This window comes from Amycolatopsis ruanii (assembly GCF_003385175.1).
GTDB lineage: Bacteria > Actinomycetota > Actinomycetes > Mycobacteriales > Pseudonocardiaceae > Amycolatopsis_E > Amycolatopsis_E thermalba.
Window position 1 is genome coordinate 70,410 of the sequence record NZ_PQHY01000006.1, and the last position, 16,681, is coordinate 87,090.

Sequence of the window (16,681 nt, forward strand, 5' to 3'; positions counted from 1 at the left end):
CCTCAGGCCTTCTGGATCTCGGCGGGCGGGTTCGCGGCGGCGTGCCGCTGCGCCCACGGGTAGTCGGGTTTGCCGCTGGGCAGGCGGCCGATCTCGTCGACGACCCACACGCTGCGCGGCACCTTGTAGCCGGCGATCCGGGTGCGCACGTGGGCCTCGACGTCGGCCAGGTCGAGGCTGCCGCCGGGCCGGGCCTGCACGATCGCCGCGACCCGCTGGCCGAGCCGGTCGTCCGGCACGCCGATGACGAGCGCGTCGAACACGTCCGGATGCGATTTCAGGGCGCCCTCGACCTCTTCCGGGAACACCTTCTCGCCGCCGGTGTTCACGCACTGCGAACCGCGGCCGAGGAGGGTGACGGTGCCGTCCCCCTCGTAGCGGGCGTAGTCGCCGGGCACGACGTAGCGCTTGCCGTCGATCTCCACGAAGATCGTCTCGGTCTTGGCCGGGTCCTTGTAGTAGCCCAGCGGCACGTGCCCGCGCCGGGCGATCCGGCCGACCGCGCCGGGTGCGCGCTCCACCAGGTGGTTGTCGTCGTCGATGAGGATGGCGTCCTTGCCGAAGTTCACCCGCGGGCCCGCGGAGTGGTCGGCGTCCTTGGCCACCATGCCGATGCCGGTGAACCCGCTCTCCGACGAGCCGATCGCGTCGGTGAGCACCAGGTTCGGGAACGTGCGCAGGTACTCCTGCTTGACCGACTGCGAGAACAGCGCCGCGTGGCTGGACACCGCCACCAGCGAGGACGCGTCGTACCCGCCCTGGTGGTAGGCCTCGATCAGCGGGCGCGCCATGGCGTCGCCGACGATCGTCAGCACCTGCACCCGGTGCCGGGCGACCTCGGTCCAGATCTCGTGCGGGTCGAACTGCGGCACGAACACGACGGTGCCGCCGCTGAACATCGCGCCGAACGCGGCCCACTGGGCGGCGCCGTGGATGAGCGGGGCGGCGGGCAGCCGGACCATCGCGCCCTGCTTGCCCTGCTCGGACATCGTCCACTCGTCCGGCACGTACTCGCCGGTGATGAAGTCGATGCCGCCGCCCAGGGCGCGCCAGACGTCCTCGTGGCGCCACATCACGCCCTTCGGGTACCCGGTGGTGCCGCCGGTGTAGAGGATGTAGAGGTCGTCGGAGCTGCGCTCGCCGAAGTCGCGGTCGGGCGACTGGGCGGCCAGCGCCGACTCGTAGTCGACCCCGCCGTAGCCCGAGCAGTCCGCTCCGCTGCCGTCGTCGACCACTAGGACGTGTTTCAGTTTCGGGGTCGACGGGAGCACCGCGGCGACCCGGTCGGCGTACTGCCGCTCGTGCACCAGCGCGACGAGGTCGGCGTTGGTGAACAGGTACTCCAGTTCGGCGTTGACGTAGCGGTAGTTGACGTTGATCGCGATGGCGCGCAGCTTGTACGCGGCGAACATCGCCTCGATCATCTCGACGGAGTTCCGGGAGTAAACGCCGATGTGGGAGCCGGGACCGACCCCCTGGGCGGCGAGGTGGTGCGCCAGCCGGTTGGCCCTGTCCTCCAGCTGGGCGTAGGTGACGTGCCGTTCGCCGCAGATGACCGCGGGGCGATCCGGCACGGCGTCGACGGCGTGCTCGAGCAGATCCGCGATGTTGTAAGCCACGCAGTCAAAGTAGAACATGTTATCGTTTTGGGCAATGGCGCCGGATGGAGAGGTACTCATGGAACAGCCGCACGCCCTGGTGGAACAACGCGCGCACACGCTCGTGGTGACGATGAACCGGCCGGAAGTCCGCAACGCGATCAGCGGCGAGATGATGGCGATCCTGGTCGAAGCCTGGGACCGGGTGGACAACGACCCGGAAATCCGGTGCTGCGTGCTCACCGGAGCGGGCGGGGCGTTCTGCGCGGGCGCGGACCTGAAGTCGATGAACCGCAACTCCCCCGCCGACTCCTACGAGCGCGGCACGTTCGACCCGGGCCGCATCGAGGGCCTGCTGAAGGGGCGGCGGCTGACGAAACCGCTGATCGCGGCCGTGGAGGGCCCGGCGATCGCGGGTGGCACGGAGATCCTGCAGGCCACCGACATCCGCGTGGCCGGGGAGAGCGCGCGGTTCGGGGTGTCGGAGGCGCGGTGGGGGCTGTTCCCGATGGGCGGTTCGGCGGTGCGGCTGCCGCGGCAGATCCCGTACACGCTGGCCGCGGAGATCCTGCTGACCGGGCGGCACCTGACCGCGGCCGAGGCGAAGGAGATGGGGCTGATCGGCAGCGTCGTGCCGGACGGTCAGGCGCTGGAGCGGGCGCTGGAGCTGGCGGACCTGATCGCGGCCAACGGACCGCTCGCGGTGCAGGCGATCCTCCGCACGATCCGCGACACCGAGGGGATGCCCGAGGAGGAGGCCTTCAAGCTGGAGGCGCAGTACGGGCTGAAGGTCTTCCAGTCGGCCGACGCGAAGGAGGGGCCGCGCGCGTTCACGGAGAAGCGCAAGCCCCGGTTCGAGGGCCGCTGAAACTGTCGGTGGTGGCCGCTGGCTCGGGGCGATGGACGACGACTTGCCGGCGGGGCAGTGCGCGTACTGCACGCCGCCGCCGGCGGGAGTGCTGCCCCGGGGCTGGCGCACCACGGGCGGACCGGCCTACCACAACGACGCCCGGCGCGAGTGGCTGGTCAAGGGCCAGGACTCGTGCAGCGCAGGGGCGCCGACGTGGTGCCGGTCCGCTGGGCCGGCGTGGGCCCGGAGAAGCTGCAGCCGTGCGGGCACTGCTGGCTGCGTCTGCGCGGGAAGGCCGAGGCGCCGGCCAGGCCCGGCCCGGTCCAGGACGGCGAGCAGTGGGTGCCCGGCACGCTGACCTGGGAGAAGCACCCCCCGCGGCAACGGGATGTGGTGGGCGTCGGTGCGGTTCTCCCGTGCCGGAGACCTGGTGACGGAGGAGCGCAGTCAGCGCGCGGTGCGCCCACACCCGGCCTGAACCGAGGGCGCGGCGGGGTGGTACCGAGGGGCGGTCTCCTCCGGCAGGCTCGCCCGACCGGCAGGCTCGTCTGGCGGGCTGGCTCGCCCGGCTGGCTGTGGCATCACCTGCGGGGCCTGGTCGTGCCACCGGACTGGTGCTCACCGCGTGCGCCGTCCGTGGTCAGTGGCGTTCCGTGCTCGAAGTGATCGTGCCGGCGCCTCCCGGCAACGCGATCAGATCTTCCGGTCCGTCCAATAGGGATCCCGCAGCTTCCGCTTGTACAGCTTGCCGTTGGGGTCCCGCGGCAGCTCCTCGGCGAAGTCGACGCTGCGCGGCCACTTGAACTTCGCCAGGCGGCCGCGCACCCACTCCAGCAGCTCCGCCGCCAGCTCGGGTCCCGGCGAGACCCCCGGCGCGGGCTGCACGACCGCCTTGATCTCCTCGCCCCAGTCCTCGTGCGGGATGCCGAACACCGCGACGTCCGCGACCTTCGGGTGCATCACCAGCTCGTTCTCGATCTCCGCCGGGTAGATGTTCACCCCGCCGGAGATGATCATGTCGTTCTTGCGGTCGTGCAGGAACAGGTAGCCGTCCTCGTCGAGGTACCCCACGTCGCCGAGGGTGAACAGGTCCCCCACCCGCGCCTTGCGCGTCTTCTCGGCGTCCTTGTGGTACTCGAACGTCGACGAACCCATCCGCATGTAGACCGTGCCGGGCTGACCCGCGGGCAGCTCGTTGCCGTCGTCGTCCAGGATCTTGATCACCGAACCCGGCCACGGCATCCCGACCGAACCGGGCTTGCGCAGCCACTCCTCGCCGGTGATCATCGTGCCGCCGCCCTCCGTCGCGGCGTAGTAGTCGGTCACCACCGGGCCCCACCACTCCAGCATCCGCCGCTTCACCTCCGGCGGGCACGGCGCGGCGCCGTGGATCATGTTCCGCAGCGACGACAGGTCGTAACGCGACCGCACCTCCTCCGGCAGCGCCAGCAGCCGCCGGAACTGCGTCGGCACCATGTGGCTGTGCGTGACGCGGTACCGCTCGATCAGCCGCAGCATCTCCTCCGGATCCCACCGGTCCATCAGCACGACCGTGTGCCCCAGCTGGATCGAGATGGACGCGAAGTTCAGCACCGCCGTGTGGTAGAGCGGCGACCCGCACAGGTGGACGTGGTCGTCGAACGGCTTCAGCCCGAAGATACCGAAGAACCACGTGGACGCCGCCGGCACGCTGTCCGGATCGGCCCCGCTCAACGGCCGCCGCACGCCCTTGGGCCGTCCCGTCGTGCCGGAGGTGTAGAGCATCGGCGACCCCGCCGTGCGCACCTCCGGGCGGCCGCTGCCCCCGGCGCCCAGCTCGGCCACGTCGCGGAACCCGTCGATCCGGCCCACCGCGAACCGCGCCGAAGCGGGCACCCCGGCTTCGTCCGCGGCCGCGATCGCCACCTCGGCGAACCGCTCGTGCGCGAGGAAGGCCTTCGCCCCCGAATCGGACAGGATGTAGGCCACCTCGGGCCCGACCAGGTGCCAGTTGACCATCACCACGTACAGCCCGGTCTGCAGCGCGGCGAAGTAGGCGGCGAGCAGCTCGTCGCTGTTGGGCTGCAGCACCACCACGACGTCGCCGGTCTCCAGGCCCAGCTCGCGCAGACCGCGCGCGTAGGCGTTGGCCTTGTCCGCGAGGGCGCCGTAGCCGACCTCGCTGCCGTCGGGGTTCACGATCGCCGTCCGGTCCGGCTGCCCGGCCGCGATGTGCCACAGGCCGATCGTCTCCAGTGCGGTGGTCATACCCCCGAATCTAGAACTTGTTCCACTTACCGCGCAAGCTCCCGGCGGAGCGTCTTGCCGGGAGATCGAGAACGTGTTTCACTTCGATTCGTGAGTACACCGCTGTCCGCGCCGCTGGATCTCGCCTTCGACTACACCCGCTCCCTCGGGCCCGTGCTCGGCCGGTTCGCCGCCGGTCTGCGCGAGCGCCGCATCGAGGGCGTGCGCGGCTCGGACGGCCGCGTGCACGTGCCGCCGGTGGAGTACGACCCGGTCACCGCCGCGGCGCTCACCGAGTTCGTGCCCGTGTCCGACGAGGGCACGGTGCTGTCCTGGTCGTGGATTCCCGAGCCCCTGGACGGTCAGCCGCTGACCACGCCGTTCGCGTGGGCGCTGATCCGGCTGGACGGCGCCGACACCGCGATGCTGCACGCCGTGCACGTGGCCGGCCCCGCCGACATGCACACGGGCATGCGGGTGCGCGTGCGCTGGGCCGACGAACCCGCCGGTCACATCCGCGACATCGCCTACTTCCGGCCCGTCGGCGCCGGCGACGGGCCCTCGCCCGCGCCGCCGCCGAAGTCCGGACAGGACGGGGTGATGGTCACGCCGATCCAGCTGCACTACCAGCATTCGGCCTCCCCGGAGGAGAGCCGCTACCTGCGAGGTCTCGCCGAGGGCAAGCTGATCGGGCAGCGCTGCCCCGCGTGCGCGAAGGTCTACATCCCGCCGCGCGGCGCCTGCCCCACCGACGGTGTGCCCACAGTGGACGAAGTGGAGCTGCCGGACACCGGGATCGTCACCACCTTCTGCATCGTCAACGTGCCCTTCCTCGGCCAGCGCATCGAGCCGCCCTACGTCGCGGCCTACATCCTGCTCGACGGCGCCGACATCGCGTTCCTGCACCTCGTCCTCGGCTGCGACGCCGCCGAGGTCCGGATGGGCATGCGGGTGCGCGCGGCGTGGAAACCGCGCGACGAGTGGTGGACGAGCCTGGAGAACATCAGCCACTTCGAGCCGACCGGCGAGCCGGACGCGCCCTACGAGTCCTTCGCCCACAACCTGTAGAGGGGAACTGCCATGCGAGACGTCGCGGTGGTCGGGTTCGCCCAGGCCCCGAACGTGCGCTCCACGCCGGGCACCACGAACGGCGTGGAAATGCTCGTGCCCATCTTCGCCGAGGTCTACCAGCAGACCGGACTGTCCAAGAAGGACATCGGGTTCTGGTGCTCCGGCTCGTCGGACTACCTGGCCGGACGGGCGTTTTCGTTCATCTCCGCCATCGACGCGATCGGCGCGTTCCCGCCGATCCACGAGTCGCACGTCGAGATGGACGCCGCCTGGGCGCTGTACGAGGCCTGGCTGAAGATCCGCACCGGCGAGGTCGACACCGCGCTGGTGTACGGCTTCGGCAAGTCCTCGGCCGGGCAGCTGCGCCGGGTGCTGGCGCTGCAGCTCGACCCGTACACGGTCGCGCCGCTGTGGCCGGACTCGGTGAGCATCGCCGGCCTGCAGGCCCGGCTCGGGCTGGACGCCGGGCTGTGGAGCGAGAAGGACCTGGCCGAGGTCGCCGCCCGCAGCCGCGCCGACGCCACCCGCAACCCGCGCGCCCAGTTCTCCGGCGCGAGCGAGGTCGCCGACCTGCTGGACGCGCCCTACGTGGCGGATCCGTTGCGGGCACACGACATCGCGCCGGTCACCGACGGCGCCGCGGTGATCGTCCTGGCCGCGGCCGACCGGGCGCACGAGTTCGCCGAGCAGCCCGCGGTCATCACCGGCATCGAGCACCGCGTGGACACGCCCGTGCTCGGCGCCCGCGACCTGACGCGCTCACCGTCGACGGAGGCGGCCGGGCGCGCGGTCGGCACCGGGGACGTGGAGGTCGCCGAGCTGCACGCGCCGTTCACGCACCAGGAGCTGATCCTGCGGACGGCGCTCGGGCTCGGCGACGACGTCCGTGTCAACCCCTCGGGCGGCGTGCTCACCGGCAACCCGATGTTCTCGGCCGGGCTGGCGCGCATCGGCGAGGCCGCCACCCGGATCCTCACCGGCCAGGCCTCGAAGGTGCTCGCGCACGCCACCAGCGGCCCGGCCCTGCAGCAGAACCTCGTCGCGGTCCTGGAGGCGTGAAATGGCGAAGCAGCTCGCCGCGGTGCTCGGCACCGGGCAGACCCACCACCGGGCCAAGCGGACCGACGTGTCCATGCCCGGCCTGCTGCGGGAGGCGATCGACCGCGCGATGGCCGACGCGCGCGTGGACTGGCCGGACATCGACGCGGTGGTCATCGGCAAGGCACCGGACCTGTTCGAGGGCGTGATGATGCCCGAGCTGTTCCTGGCCGACGCGCTCGGCGCGACCGGGAAACCGTTGCTGCGCGTGCACACCGCGGGTTCGGTGGGCGGGTCGACGGCGCTGGTCGCGACGAGCCTGGTGCAGTCCGGCATCCACCGGCGGGTGCTGACGGTGGCGTTCGAGAAGCAGTCCGAGTCGAACGCGATGTGGGCGCTGTCGATCGCGCCGCCGTTCACGATGCCCGTCGGCGCGGGCGCGGGCGGGTACTTCGCGCCGCACGTGCGGTCCTACATCCGGCGGTCCGGCGCGCCCGAGCACATCGGCGCGATCGTCGCGGCGAAGGACCGGCAGAACGGGGCGCTGAACCCGTACGCGCACCTGCGCCAGCCGGACATCACGGTGGAGAAGGTGCGGTCCTCGCAGGTGTTGTGGGACCCGATCCGCTACGACGAGACCTGCCCGTCCTCCGACGGCGCGTGCGCGATGGTGATCGGCGACGAGGCCGCCGGGGACGCGGCGGCGGGCGCGGCGTGGGTGCACGCGACCGCGATGCGCACCGAGCCGACCACCTTCGCCGGCCGCGACCAGGTGAACCCGCAGGCCGGCCGCGACGCCGCCGCGGCGCTGTGGCGCGAGGCGGGGATCACCGATCCACTGTCCGAAATAGACGCCGCGGAGATCTACGTGCCGTTCTCCTGGTTCGAGCCGATGTGGCTGGAGAACCTGGGGTTCATGCCCGAGGGCGAGGGGTGGAAGCTGACCGAGGCCGGGGAGACCGCGCTGGGCGGGCGGCTGCCGGTCAACCCGTCCGGCGGGGTGCTGTCGTCGAACCCGATCGGGGCGTCGGGAATGCTGCGGTTTTCCGAGGCGGCGAAGCAGGTGATGGGCCGGGCGGGCGACTACCAGGTCGACGGCGCACGCCGCGCGATGGGCCACGCGTACGGCGGAGGCTCCCAGTACTTCGCGATGTGGGTGGTGGGCGCGGAGAAGCCCTAGCGGACGGACGCGGCGGCGCAGTCAGGGCGCCGCCGGGAAACCCACCCTCCACCGGCGCGGCGGGCACCGAGATCGCCGCGGTGCCCGGTCCAGCCCCGCCGCGTGATCAAGGTGCGACCGGGAAACCACCCACCTCCCGCTCGTAGGCCGCGGCCACGCGGAGGACCGTCGCGTCGTCGAAGCGGCGCCCGGCGATCATCAGCCCGGTCGGCAGGCCGTCCACGGGGGCGGCGGGCACCGAGATCGCCGGGTGGCCGCTCGCGTCGAAGGGCGCCGTGTTGCCGACCATCCCCAGCGCGTTGACCATCCGCTCTTCGCGCGTGGTGTCCGGCCCGGGCAGCGGCTTCGCCACGTACGGAACCGTCGGCAGGACCAGCACGTCCACCTCGGACAGCGCCGCGTCGTAGCCCGCGCGCAGCTCCCACGCCAGCTCGCGCGCCATCGCGTAGTGCCGCATGTCATACCGCTGCGCGGCGTAGGCGCCGGTGAGGATCATGGTCTTGAGCGTGTCCGACATGTCGTCGGCGTGCACCCGCCTGCCCTGCGCGAAGTGCACCATCAGCTCGGGGTCGTACCGGCCGGGCACGTTCATGCCGTAGCCGTTGCCGTCGATCATCTGCCGCGCGGTGCCGTCCGTGCCGATCACGGTCCACACGTCGAGCCCCTCGCGGTGCCACGGCACGCTCACCTCGGACACCACCGCACCCGCCGCCGCGAGCCGGTCGGCCGCGGCGCGCACGGCGTCGTCGACGGCCGGCTCGGACACCGGCAGCCCGAAGCCCTCGGTGAGCATCCCGACGCGCACGCCGCGGATGTCCTGCTCGACCGCGGCCAGGTAGTCCGGCGGCTCGGGCGTGCGGTACTGGCGCGGGTCGAACCCGTCGTCACCGGCGAGGACGCTCAGCATCAGCGCCGCGTCCCGCACGGTGCGGGTCATCGGGCCGAGGTGGTCGATGGTGGTCTCGATGGGGAACGCGCCGGTGTAGGGCACGAGCCCGTGCGTCGGCTTGTGCCCGACCACCCCGCAGAACGCCGCCGGCATCCGCACCGACCCGCCCTGGTCGCCACCGATCGCGAGGTCGGCCTCACCGGCGGCGAGCAGGGCCGCGTTGCCCGACGACGAGCCGCCCGCGTGCCGGGCGGGGTCCCACGGGTTGCGCACCGGCCCGCTGGCCGACGTGAAACTGGACCCGGAGTAACACAGGTCCTCGCACACCGCCTTGCCGACGATCGTGCCGCCCGCGGCGAGCACCCGGCTCACCACGGTCGCGTCCCGGCGCGGCACGAACCCGTCCACCGCGCGCGATCCGTTCATCATCGGCACCCCGGCGACCGCGATGTTGTCCTTGATCACGACCTCGCGGCCGCTCAGCGGACCGTCACCGGACGGCGGGATCCGGGTGCGCACGTACCAGGCGCCGAGCGGGTTGTCCCCAGGCCACTCGTAGTCGCGGTGCGGGGCGCTGGGCGCCGAGCGCGCGTACAGCCGCTCGACGGCCTCGTGGGCGGCGAGATTGGCCTCCACGAGGCCGGCGAAGGACTTCCGGTCGGCCTCGCTCAGCTGGAAGCCGTAGCGGGCGGCCAGTTCGGCGAGTTCTTCCGGGGTGGGCGGGATGACGGGCAACGGGCACCTCCTGGCGAGGACGATCGCCTGCGAGGTGTGAGCGTAACCCCTATTCGTAGGCCACCCGGTAGTGCTTGATGCCGTTCAGCCAGCCCGAACGCAGCCGCTCCGGCGGCGCGACCTCACGGATACCAGGCATTTCGTCGGCGATCGCGTTGAAGATCAAGTCGATCTCCAGGCGGGCCAGATTCGCCCCGATGCAGTAGTGCGAGCCGGTGCCGCCGAAGCCGACGTGCGGGTTCGGGTCGCGCAGGACGTCGAAGCGCTCGGGCTCGTCGAACACCTCGGGGTCGAAGTTGGCCGAGCTGTAGAACATGCCGACCCGGTCGCCCTTGCGGATGTGCTGGCCGCCCAGCTCGGTGTCCGCGGTGGCGGTGCGCTGGAAGGCGATCACCGGGGTGGCCCAGCGGACGATCTCGTCCGGCGCGGTCTTGGGCCGCTGCTCGCGGTAGAGCTCCCACTGGTCGGGGTGGTCGAGCATGGCCTTCATGCCGTGGGTGATGGCGTTGCGGGTGGTCTCGTTGCCGGCCACCGACAGCAGGATGACGAAGAAGCCGAACTCCTCCGAGGTGAGCGACTCACCGTCCACATCGGCCTGGATAAGCTTGGTGACGATGTCGTCCATCGGGCACCTGCGGCGCTCCTCGGCCATGTTCCACGCGTAGCCCACCAGCTCCGCGGAAGCGGCGATCGGCTCGACGTCGTACTCCGGGTCGTCGTAGCCGATCATCTGGTTGGACCAGTCGAAGATCTTGCGGCGGTCCTCCTGCGGGATGCCGATCAGCTCGGCGATGGCCTGCAGGGGAAGCTCGCACGCGACGTCCTCGACGAAGTCGCCGGAGCCCTTCTTCTTCGCCTCGTGCACGATGCGTGCGGCGCGGTCGCGCAGGGTGTCCTCCAGGCGGGCGATCGACCGGGGCGTGAAGCCCTTCGAGACGATGCGGCGCAGCTTGGTGTGCTGGGGCGCGTCCATGTTGAGCAGGACGAGGCGGTTCGCGTCGAGGCTCTCGTCGGTCATGTTCTCGTCGAAGCGGATGATCGCCAGCTTCTCCTGCGAGGAGAACAGCTCGCTGTCCTTCGACACGGTCTTGACGTCCTCGTGCCGGGTGACGACCCAGAACCCGTCGTCGCGGAAACCCGCGCGGTTGTGCGGCTGCGCGTTCCACCAGACCGGCGCGGTCTTGCGCAGCTCCGCGAACTCCTCCAGGGGCAGCCGCGTCGCGATCAGGTCGGGGTCGGTGAAATCGAAGCCGGCGGGGATCAGGGGCGTGGCCACGGCTACCTCCCGAGGTGCCTCACATCGTCGTGGAACACGTTCTAAACGCGATTAGAGCATACGGTGTTAACTAAGTCGAGAGGTTGAGTGAAACCCGTTTACTCGATCTTGAACGCGCTGGTGGTCCAGTTGGGCACCGAATGGCGGTTGACCTGGGTCACGCTTGCCCAATACTGAAACAAGTTCTACTTTGAGGGCGAGTCGAGTGGAGGAGGGCTGCCGTGGGTGACCCCGTCATCGTCGAGGCCGTGCGGACGCCGGTCGGGAAGCGGCGTGGCTGGCTGGCCGGGTTGCACGCGGCCGAGTTGCTGGGCGCGGCGCAGCGCGCGCTGGTCGAGCGGGCCGGGGTGGACGCGGCGATCGTGGAACAGGTTATCGGCGGTTGCGTGACGCAGGCGGGTGAGCAGTCGGGCAACGTGACGCGCACGGCGTGGCTGCACGCCGGGCTGCCGGAGACGACCGGTGCGACGACGATCGACGCGCAGTGCGGGTCCGCCCAGCAGGCGGCGCACCTGGTGGCCGGGTTGATCGCGACGGGGGCGATCGACGTGGGGATCGCGTGCGGGGTGGAGGCGATGAGCCGCATCCCGCTCGGCGCGAACCGCGGGGTGGACGCGGGCGCGCCGAAGCCCGGGTCGTGGGCGATCGACATGCCCAACCAGTACGGCGCGGCGGAGCGGATCGCGGTGCGGCGCGGTCTCTCGCGGGAGGATGTCGACCGGTTCGGTTTGGCATCGCAGGCCAAGGCGGCGACGGCGTGGGCGCAGGGCCGGTTCGAGCGCGAGGTGGTGCCGGTGAAGGCGCCGGTGCTGGACGAGGAGGGCCGGCCGACCGGGGAGACCCGGCTGGTGGCGCGGGACCAGGGCCTGCGCGAGACGACGCTGGAGGGGCTGGCCCGGCTGAAGCCGGTGCTGGACGGCGGTGTTCACACGGCAGGCACGTCGTCGCAGATCTCGGACGGCGCGGCAGCGGTGCTGATCATGGATTCGGCGCGGGCGGCTTCGCTGGGCCTGCGGGCCCGGGCGCGGATCCGCGCGCAGGCACTGGTCGGCGCCGAGCCGTACTACCACCTGGACGGACCGGTGCAGGCGACGTCGCGGGTGCTGTCGCGTGCTGGGATGGCGGTCGGTGATGTCGATTTGTTCGAGGTCAACGAAGCGTTCGCGTCGGTGGTGCTGTCGTGGCAGCAGGTGCACGAGCCGGACCCGGAGCGGGTGAACGTCAACGGCGGCGCCATCGCGCTGGGGCACCCGGTGGGCAGCACCGGCGCGCGCCTGCTGACGACGGCCCTGCACGAGCTGGAACGCCGCGACGGCGAGACCGCGCTGGTGACGATGTGCGCCGGCGGAGCACTCTCCACGGCAACCATCCTGGAGCGGCTGTAGGGCGCGCCCGCGCGGCAGGCTGGCGCCGGGGTGCTCGACCAGCCCGGGTGGCCGTCGAGCCCGCCTGCGCGCTGGACCGATGCCGGAGCGCTCCCCACCGCATACCCAACCCGGAGCGGCTGCCGAGCCCACGCGCGCGCCAGACCGGCCGCGGAACGCTCCCACTGCCACCAGTCCGGAGCGGCTGCCGAGCCCGCCCGCGTGCCAGACCGGCCGCGGAACACTCCCACTGCCACCATCCCGGAACAGTTGCGGAGCCACACCCGCGCGCCGGACCGCCGCCGGATTGCTCGCCACAACCACCCCAGCCCGGGTGGCCGTCGAGCCCGCCTGCGCGCTGGACCGATGCCGGAGCGCTCCCCACCGCATACCCAACCCGGAGCGGCTGCCGAGCCCACGCGCGTGCCGGACCGCCGTCGGATTGCTCGCCACGACCACCCCATCCCGGGGTGGCTGTCGAGCGCGCCTGCGCGCTGGACCGCCGCCGAGCACGCTGCCCGCCGCCACCAACCCGGCGCGGCTGCAGAGCCCGCGCACCGCCCCGGAGCACCCGCCACCGCGACCATCCCGAGGTGACTGGAGAGCCCGTCACGGTCAGGGGAACGCTCGCCACGACCAGCAGCTCGCAGCTGTAGCAGAACCCACCTGCGCGCCGGCACGGCCAACGGGGCACTACCGCCGCGACTGTCCCAGCTCGCTCACGGCGCCCGCCCACGCGCCGTCGGCGAGGCGGCGGCCGGCGCGGGCGCGGCCGCCCACGGGCCACGGGCGCCCACGGGCCACGGGCCACCAGCCACGGGCCACGGGCATCAAGCCCACCCTCACGCCCGCCGTGTGAGGGGTGTCCTCGTACCTGTTCTCACTTGCGCTCGAAACGCACCACCTCCCGGCCCGGCCACCAGGTGGTCGCCACCAGCTTGTCGGCCTCGACCGTTGTCAGCACCGCCTGCTGGAGGTCCAGCCGGAAGAGGTGGCTTGGTTGCATGTCGCCCTGGATGGCGTCCAGGACGGCCTTCTCGGTGATCTCGATGGCGACTCCGGACAGCTTCGCGTCGCCCTCGGAGGAGGGGAAGGCGTGCAGCGCGAACCGGCCGTCGCGCTGCAGGTCGCGTGCCTTGCGTGCGCCCCACATCGACCCGATGTACAGCTCGGGCTCCCGCAAGTCGACCTCCGTGCCGCTCACCCGGGGCGACCCGTCCCGCCGCAGGGTCGCCAGCACGTGCGTCTCCGCCGCCGTCAACCGCTCACGCACCGCCGCCGCCAGCGCGGGTGCCTGCTCTTCGAATTCCCTCCAGTTGGCCACGTCCGCAGTGTGCCAGGGGGTACCGACAAAAACGGGACGCGCGCGACCCGCCTTCCAGATAAGGTGCGAACCGTGCCCGACGCGATCTTCGCCCACGCCCGCCTCGCCCCGATCTACGACACCTTCGACGGCGAGCGCGACGACCTCGACCTGTACCTGTCCATCGCCGACGAACTCAAGGCCGAACACGTCCTGGACGTCGGTTGCGGCACCGGCAGCCTGGCCGTGCTCCTCGCCGCGAAGGGACGCACCGTCATCGGCGTCGACCCGGCCGAGGCGTCACTTGCGGTCGCGCGCGCCAAGGACCCGGACGGGAAGATCACCTGGATCCACGGTGACGCCACGGATCTGCCCCCAGCCGTCGGCGATCTCGCCGCCATGACGGGAAACGTCGCGCAGGTGTTCCTCACCGACGACGACTGGGGCCAGACCCTCGCCGGCATCCGGACCGCGCTGCGCCCCGGCGGCCACTTCGTGTTCGAGACGCGCCGCCCGGAACGGCGTGCCTGGGAGGACTGGGCCGCGACCACCGACCCGCTGGTGCTCGACGTCCCCGGAGCCGGCCCCGTCGAGCGCCGTCTCGAGGTCACCGACGTCAGCCTGCCGCTGGTGTCGTTCCGCTTCACGTACCGGTTCCTGGCCGACGGCGAAGTGGTCACATCGGACTCGACGCTGCGCTTCCGCGATCGCGACGAGATCGAGGAAAGCCTTGCTGCGCAAGGTTTCCGCGTGGCCGACGTGCGGGACGCCCCGGACCGGCCCGGCATGGAGTTCGTGTTCCTGGCCCAGCGCGACTAGCTCACGCCGCCCCCACCAGGCGGCGCACCGCCTCCGCGATCACGACGAGCGTGCCGGTCGGGTCGTCGCCGAGTGGGTAGACGCCGACGTGGTCCGCGCCGGCCGCTCGATGGGCCAGCAGCCGTGCCGCCGTGGTGGCCGGGTCGCCGTGTGCGACGAGCGCGTCGATGAGCCGGTCGCTGCCCGCGCCTGACAGGTCGTCTTCGGTGAAGCCGAGCCGCCGCAGGTTCCTCGCGTAGTTGCTCACACCCAGCGCGGTTCCGGGCGGCGCGGACCGGGCGACCGCGCGGGCTCGCTCCACATCCGGCTCGACGAGGGCGAAGTGGCCGGGCAACAGCAGCTTTCCGGGCGCGAGGATCGAGCGGGCGCGCCGGGTGTGCTCCGGGGTGACCATGGCGGGAACGGCTCCGCCGCTGCGGGCGCCGGCCATGCGCAGCATCCGCGGCCCGAGCGCGGCTACCACAATGCGGCCGGCCGGCACGCCCGCAGCGACGAGCCGGTCCACATAGGGCACCAGCGTGTCGTACGGCGAGGCGTATTCAGCGTGGACTTCCCGGTGCCCGATACCGACGCCGAGCAGGAGGCGCCCAGGGTGCTTGGCTTCGATCCTGCGATAGGAGGCGGCGACCGTTTCCGCGTCGGCGGTCCAGACGTTCACCACGCTCGTGCCGACGGTCAGCCGGGTGGTCGCATCGAGCAGCTCCTCCGCGAGGGTGAGATCCGCCGGCGGCGAGGCGTCCAGCCAGAGGGTGCCGTAGCCCGCGCGCTCCACTTCGACCGCGCGGCCGGGGTTCACTTCGTGCCCGCGCAGGTGCGCGCCGAGCAGACCGAGATCGATGTTCATGTCCCGACTCCAGCACCGGAGCCCGCCGGGAACCAGGACCAAGGCTGACGCGCAGCGATAGCCTGGAGGCATCGTCGCGGAGGAGAATCGAGTGGAACTGCGGGCGTTGCGGTACTTCGTCACGGTCGCCGGCGAGCTGCACTTCGGCCGCGCCGCCGAGCGTCTGCACATCGCTCAGCCCGCGGTCAGCAGGCAGATCGCGGCACTGGAGCGCGAGCTGGGGGTCCGCCTGTTCGACCGCTCGCCGCGCCGGGTGCGGCTGACCGATGCGGGACGCCGGGTGCTCGCCTCGGCGCGGGAGGCGCTCGCGGCCGCCGATCGGGTCCGGGTCGTGGCGCGTGAGCAGGCGGGTGTCATGCGCATCGGGACCGGTGCGGGGCAGTTCACCGCCCGTCTGGAACGCGGGATCGACGCCCTGCGGGAACAGGCCCCGGGGTTCGACGTCGTGCTCGTCGACCTGCCGTTGACCGCGCGCCTGAACGCCCTGAGGCAGGGGGAGATCGACCTGGCCCTGGCGAGAGAAGTGCGTTCGGCGCGCGGGTTGCGGGTGTTGCCGGCCTGGACCGAGTCCTTGTTCGCGCTCGTGTCCACCCGGCACCCCGCCGCCGGTCGCGCGGCCGTCGGCGTCGCCGAACTGGGTGCCGATGCCCTGAAGACTTCCCTGGGCCACGACTTGTCGGTGCTCAGCGCGCTGCGGGACGTCGGACTCCAGGGCTCACCGGCGCGCCGCGCGGGGACGGTGCAGGACACGATCGTCGAGGTCGGCTCCGATCCGCGCAGCTGGACGGTGTTGCCCGCCGACCAGGTGACCGAGATCCGCTCCACCCGGGTGCGCGCGATCCCGCTCGAGCCGCGAACGACGATCACGGGCAGCGTCTCGTGCCGGACGACCTCCCGTGCGCCTGCGCGGCGGCCCACGTGACCGCCTTCGGTGACGCCACGGCCGCCTGATCCCAGGACGCAGACGGCTGCGAGCGCGCGTCTAGCGCGCGACCGCCGCCTTCGTCTCGTCGTAGGCGCGACGCGCGGCCATCACGTCCTGCACCCGGCCCTCGACCAGCACGATCAGCTCCCGCAGCCGGCCCGCGACCTCGGCGCCGAGCGGCGTCAGGCTGTACTCCACCCGCGGCGGGATCGTCGGCTCGGCCTCGCGGTGCACGAAACCGTCGCGCTCCAGTGCCTGCAGCGTCTGGGCCAGCATCTTCTCGCTGACGCCGTCGACCTTGCGGCGCAACGCGTTGAAGCGGAACGGCCCCTCGGCGAGCGCGGCCAGCGCGAGCGTGCCCCAGCGTCCCGTCACGTGCTCCAGCACGCCACGTGAGGTGCACGCGCGCGCGAAGACGTCGGCGACCAGCTGGTCGTGCTCGGCGTCGCAACTCATGCCGTCGAGGATACCTGGTCGGCCCCACGGTGGCCTGTGACGGTACTTACCAATGGTTGGTACTCACCAGAAGTTAGTACTAACTTGAGGCGCAGTCGTCCGAGAAG

The 16,681-nt window shown here is 71.9% G+C and carries 14 protein-coding genes; 7 read left to right on the forward strand and 7 right to left on the reverse strand.

Annotated elements, in window-relative coordinates:
- Positions 1–2 precede the first annotated feature (2 nt).
- Positions 3–1,619 (reverse strand): acyl-CoA synthetase, encoded by a 1,617-nt coding sequence (locus D0D28_RS05030; protein ID WP_205413186.1) that lies wholly within the window; start codon positions 1,617–1,619, stop codon positions 3–5.
- Between the two features lie 58 nt (positions 1,620–1,677).
- Here D0D28_RS05030 and D0D28_RS05035 point away from each other — a divergent pair, with 58 nt between their 5' ends.
- Positions 1,678–2,466, forward strand: a complete 789-nt coding sequence (locus tag D0D28_RS05035; protein ID WP_116109885.1) for a crotonase/enoyl-CoA hydratase family protein — start codon at positions 1,678–1,680, stop codon at positions 2,464–2,466.
- Between the two features lie 675 nt (positions 2,467–3,141).
- On the opposite strand, the gene D0D28_RS05040 is transcribed toward D0D28_RS05035, so the two are convergent.
- Entirely contained in the window at positions 3,142–4,695 is a 1,554-nt protein-coding gene (locus D0D28_RS05040) for an acyl-CoA synthetase (protein ID WP_116109886.1), read from the reverse strand.
- A 90-nt stretch (positions 4,696–4,785) separates the two neighbouring features.
- Between D0D28_RS05040 and D0D28_RS05045 the strand changes: the two genes are divergently transcribed.
- Genes D0D28_RS05045 through D0D28_RS05055 form a run of 3 tightly spaced genes read left to right on the forward strand, consistent with a single transcriptional unit; the run spans position 4,786 to position 7,963 of the window.
- Positions 4,786–5,742, forward strand: coding sequence for a Zn-ribbon domain-containing OB-fold protein (locus tag D0D28_RS05045; protein ID WP_116109887.1), 957 nt, complete (start codon positions 4,786–4,788; stop codon positions 5,740–5,742).
- A gap of 12 nt (positions 5,743–5,754) precedes the next feature.
- On the forward strand, positions 5,755–6,804 hold the full coding sequence (locus D0D28_RS05050) for a thiolase domain-containing protein (RefSeq protein WP_116109888.1): 1,050 nt from the start codon (positions 5,755–5,757) through the stop codon (positions 6,802–6,804).
- Position 6,805: 1 nt separating this feature from the next.
- Positions 6,806–7,963 (forward strand): thiolase domain-containing protein, encoded by a 1,158-nt coding sequence (locus D0D28_RS05055; RefSeq protein ID WP_116109889.1) that lies wholly within the window; start codon positions 6,806–6,808, stop codon positions 7,961–7,963.
- 106 nt (positions 7,964–8,069) lie between these two features.
- On the opposite strand, the gene D0D28_RS05060 is transcribed toward D0D28_RS05055, so the two are convergent.
- Both D0D28_RS05060 and D0D28_RS05065 read right to left on the reverse strand, forming a co-directional pair.
- Positions 8,070–9,587, reverse strand: coding sequence for an amidase (locus tag D0D28_RS05060; protein ID WP_116109890.1), 1,518 nt, complete (start codon positions 9,585–9,587; stop codon positions 8,070–8,072).
- A 49-nt stretch (positions 9,588–9,636) separates the two neighbouring features.
- Positions 9,637–10,863: a cytochrome P450 gene (locus D0D28_RS05065; RefSeq protein ID WP_094009051.1), complete on the reverse strand. Its 1,227-nt coding sequence runs from the start codon at positions 10,861–10,863 to the stop codon at positions 9,637–9,639.
- Positions 10,864–11,084: 221 nt separating this feature from the next.
- On the opposite strand from D0D28_RS05065, the gene D0D28_RS05070 reads away from it, so the two are divergent.
- On the forward strand, positions 11,085–12,248 hold the full coding sequence (locus D0D28_RS05070; RefSeq protein ID WP_116109891.1) for a steroid 3-ketoacyl-CoA thiolase: 1,164 nt from the start codon (positions 11,085–11,087) through the stop codon (positions 12,246–12,248).
- Between the two features lie 859 nt (positions 12,249–13,107).
- Here the strand turns inward: D0D28_RS05070 and D0D28_RS05075 are convergent.
- A complete protein-coding gene (locus tag D0D28_RS05075) occupies positions 13,108–13,551 on the reverse strand; it encodes a pyridoxamine 5'-phosphate oxidase family protein (protein ID WP_116109892.1) in 444 nt (147 codons plus the stop codon).
- 72 nt (positions 13,552–13,623) lie between these two features.
- On the opposite strand from D0D28_RS05075, the gene D0D28_RS05080 reads away from it, so the two are divergent.
- The gene (locus D0D28_RS05080) at positions 13,624–14,349 is read left to right on the forward strand and encodes a class I SAM-dependent methyltransferase (RefSeq protein ID WP_116109893.1); all 726 of its coding nucleotides are present in this window, start codon (positions 13,624–13,626) and stop codon (positions 14,347–14,349) included.
- Position 14,350: 1 nt separating this feature from the next.
- Here the strand turns inward: D0D28_RS05080 and D0D28_RS05085 are convergent, their stop codons facing one another.
- Positions 14,351–15,193, reverse strand: coding sequence for a TIGR03620 family F420-dependent LLM class oxidoreductase (locus tag D0D28_RS05085; RefSeq protein ID WP_116109894.1), 843 nt, complete (start codon positions 15,191–15,193; stop codon positions 14,351–14,353).
- A gap of 91 nt (positions 15,194–15,284) precedes the next feature.
- Between D0D28_RS05085 and D0D28_RS05090 the strand changes: the two genes are divergently transcribed.
- Positions 15,285–16,115 (forward strand): LysR family transcriptional regulator, encoded by an 831-nt coding sequence (locus tag D0D28_RS05090; RefSeq protein WP_240323099.1) that lies wholly within the window; start codon positions 15,285–15,287, stop codon positions 16,113–16,115.
- 60 nt (positions 16,116–16,175) lie between these two features.
- Here the strand turns inward: D0D28_RS05090 and D0D28_RS05095 are convergent, their stop codons facing one another.
- The gene (locus D0D28_RS05095; RefSeq protein WP_116109895.1) at positions 16,176–16,574 is read right to left on the reverse strand and encodes a winged helix-turn-helix transcriptional regulator; all 399 of its coding nucleotides are present in this window, start codon (positions 16,572–16,574) and stop codon (positions 16,176–16,178) included.
- Positions 16,575–16,681: the final 107 nt, after the last annotated feature.

What these genes read in the sequence shown, in the direction of transcription:
- D0D28_RS05040 (WP_116109886.1), bottom strand. Translation starts at nt 4,695, where the DNA reads ATGACCACCGCACTGGAGACGATCGGCCTGTGGCACATCGCGGCCGGG.
- D0D28_RS05050 (WP_116109888.1), top strand. Translation starts at nt 5,755, where the DNA reads ATGCGAGACGTCGCGGTGGTCGGGTTCGCCCAGGCCCCGAACGTGCGC.
- D0D28_RS05055 (WP_116109889.1), top strand. Translation starts at nt 6,806, where the DNA reads ATGGCGAAGCAGCTCGCCGCGGTGCTCGGCACCGGGCAGACCCACCAC.
- D0D28_RS05085 (WP_116109894.1), bottom strand. Translation starts at nt 15,193, where the DNA reads ATGAACATCGATCTCGGTCTGCTCGGCGCGCACCTGCGCGGGCACGAA.
- D0D28_RS05035 (WP_116109885.1), top strand. Translation starts at nt 1,678, where the DNA reads ATGGAACAGCCGCACGCCCTGGTGGAACAACGCGCGCACACGCTCGTG.
- D0D28_RS05095 (WP_116109895.1), bottom strand. Translation starts at nt 16,574, where the DNA reads ATGAGTTGCGACGCCGAGCACGACCAGCTGGTCGCCGACGTCTTCGCG.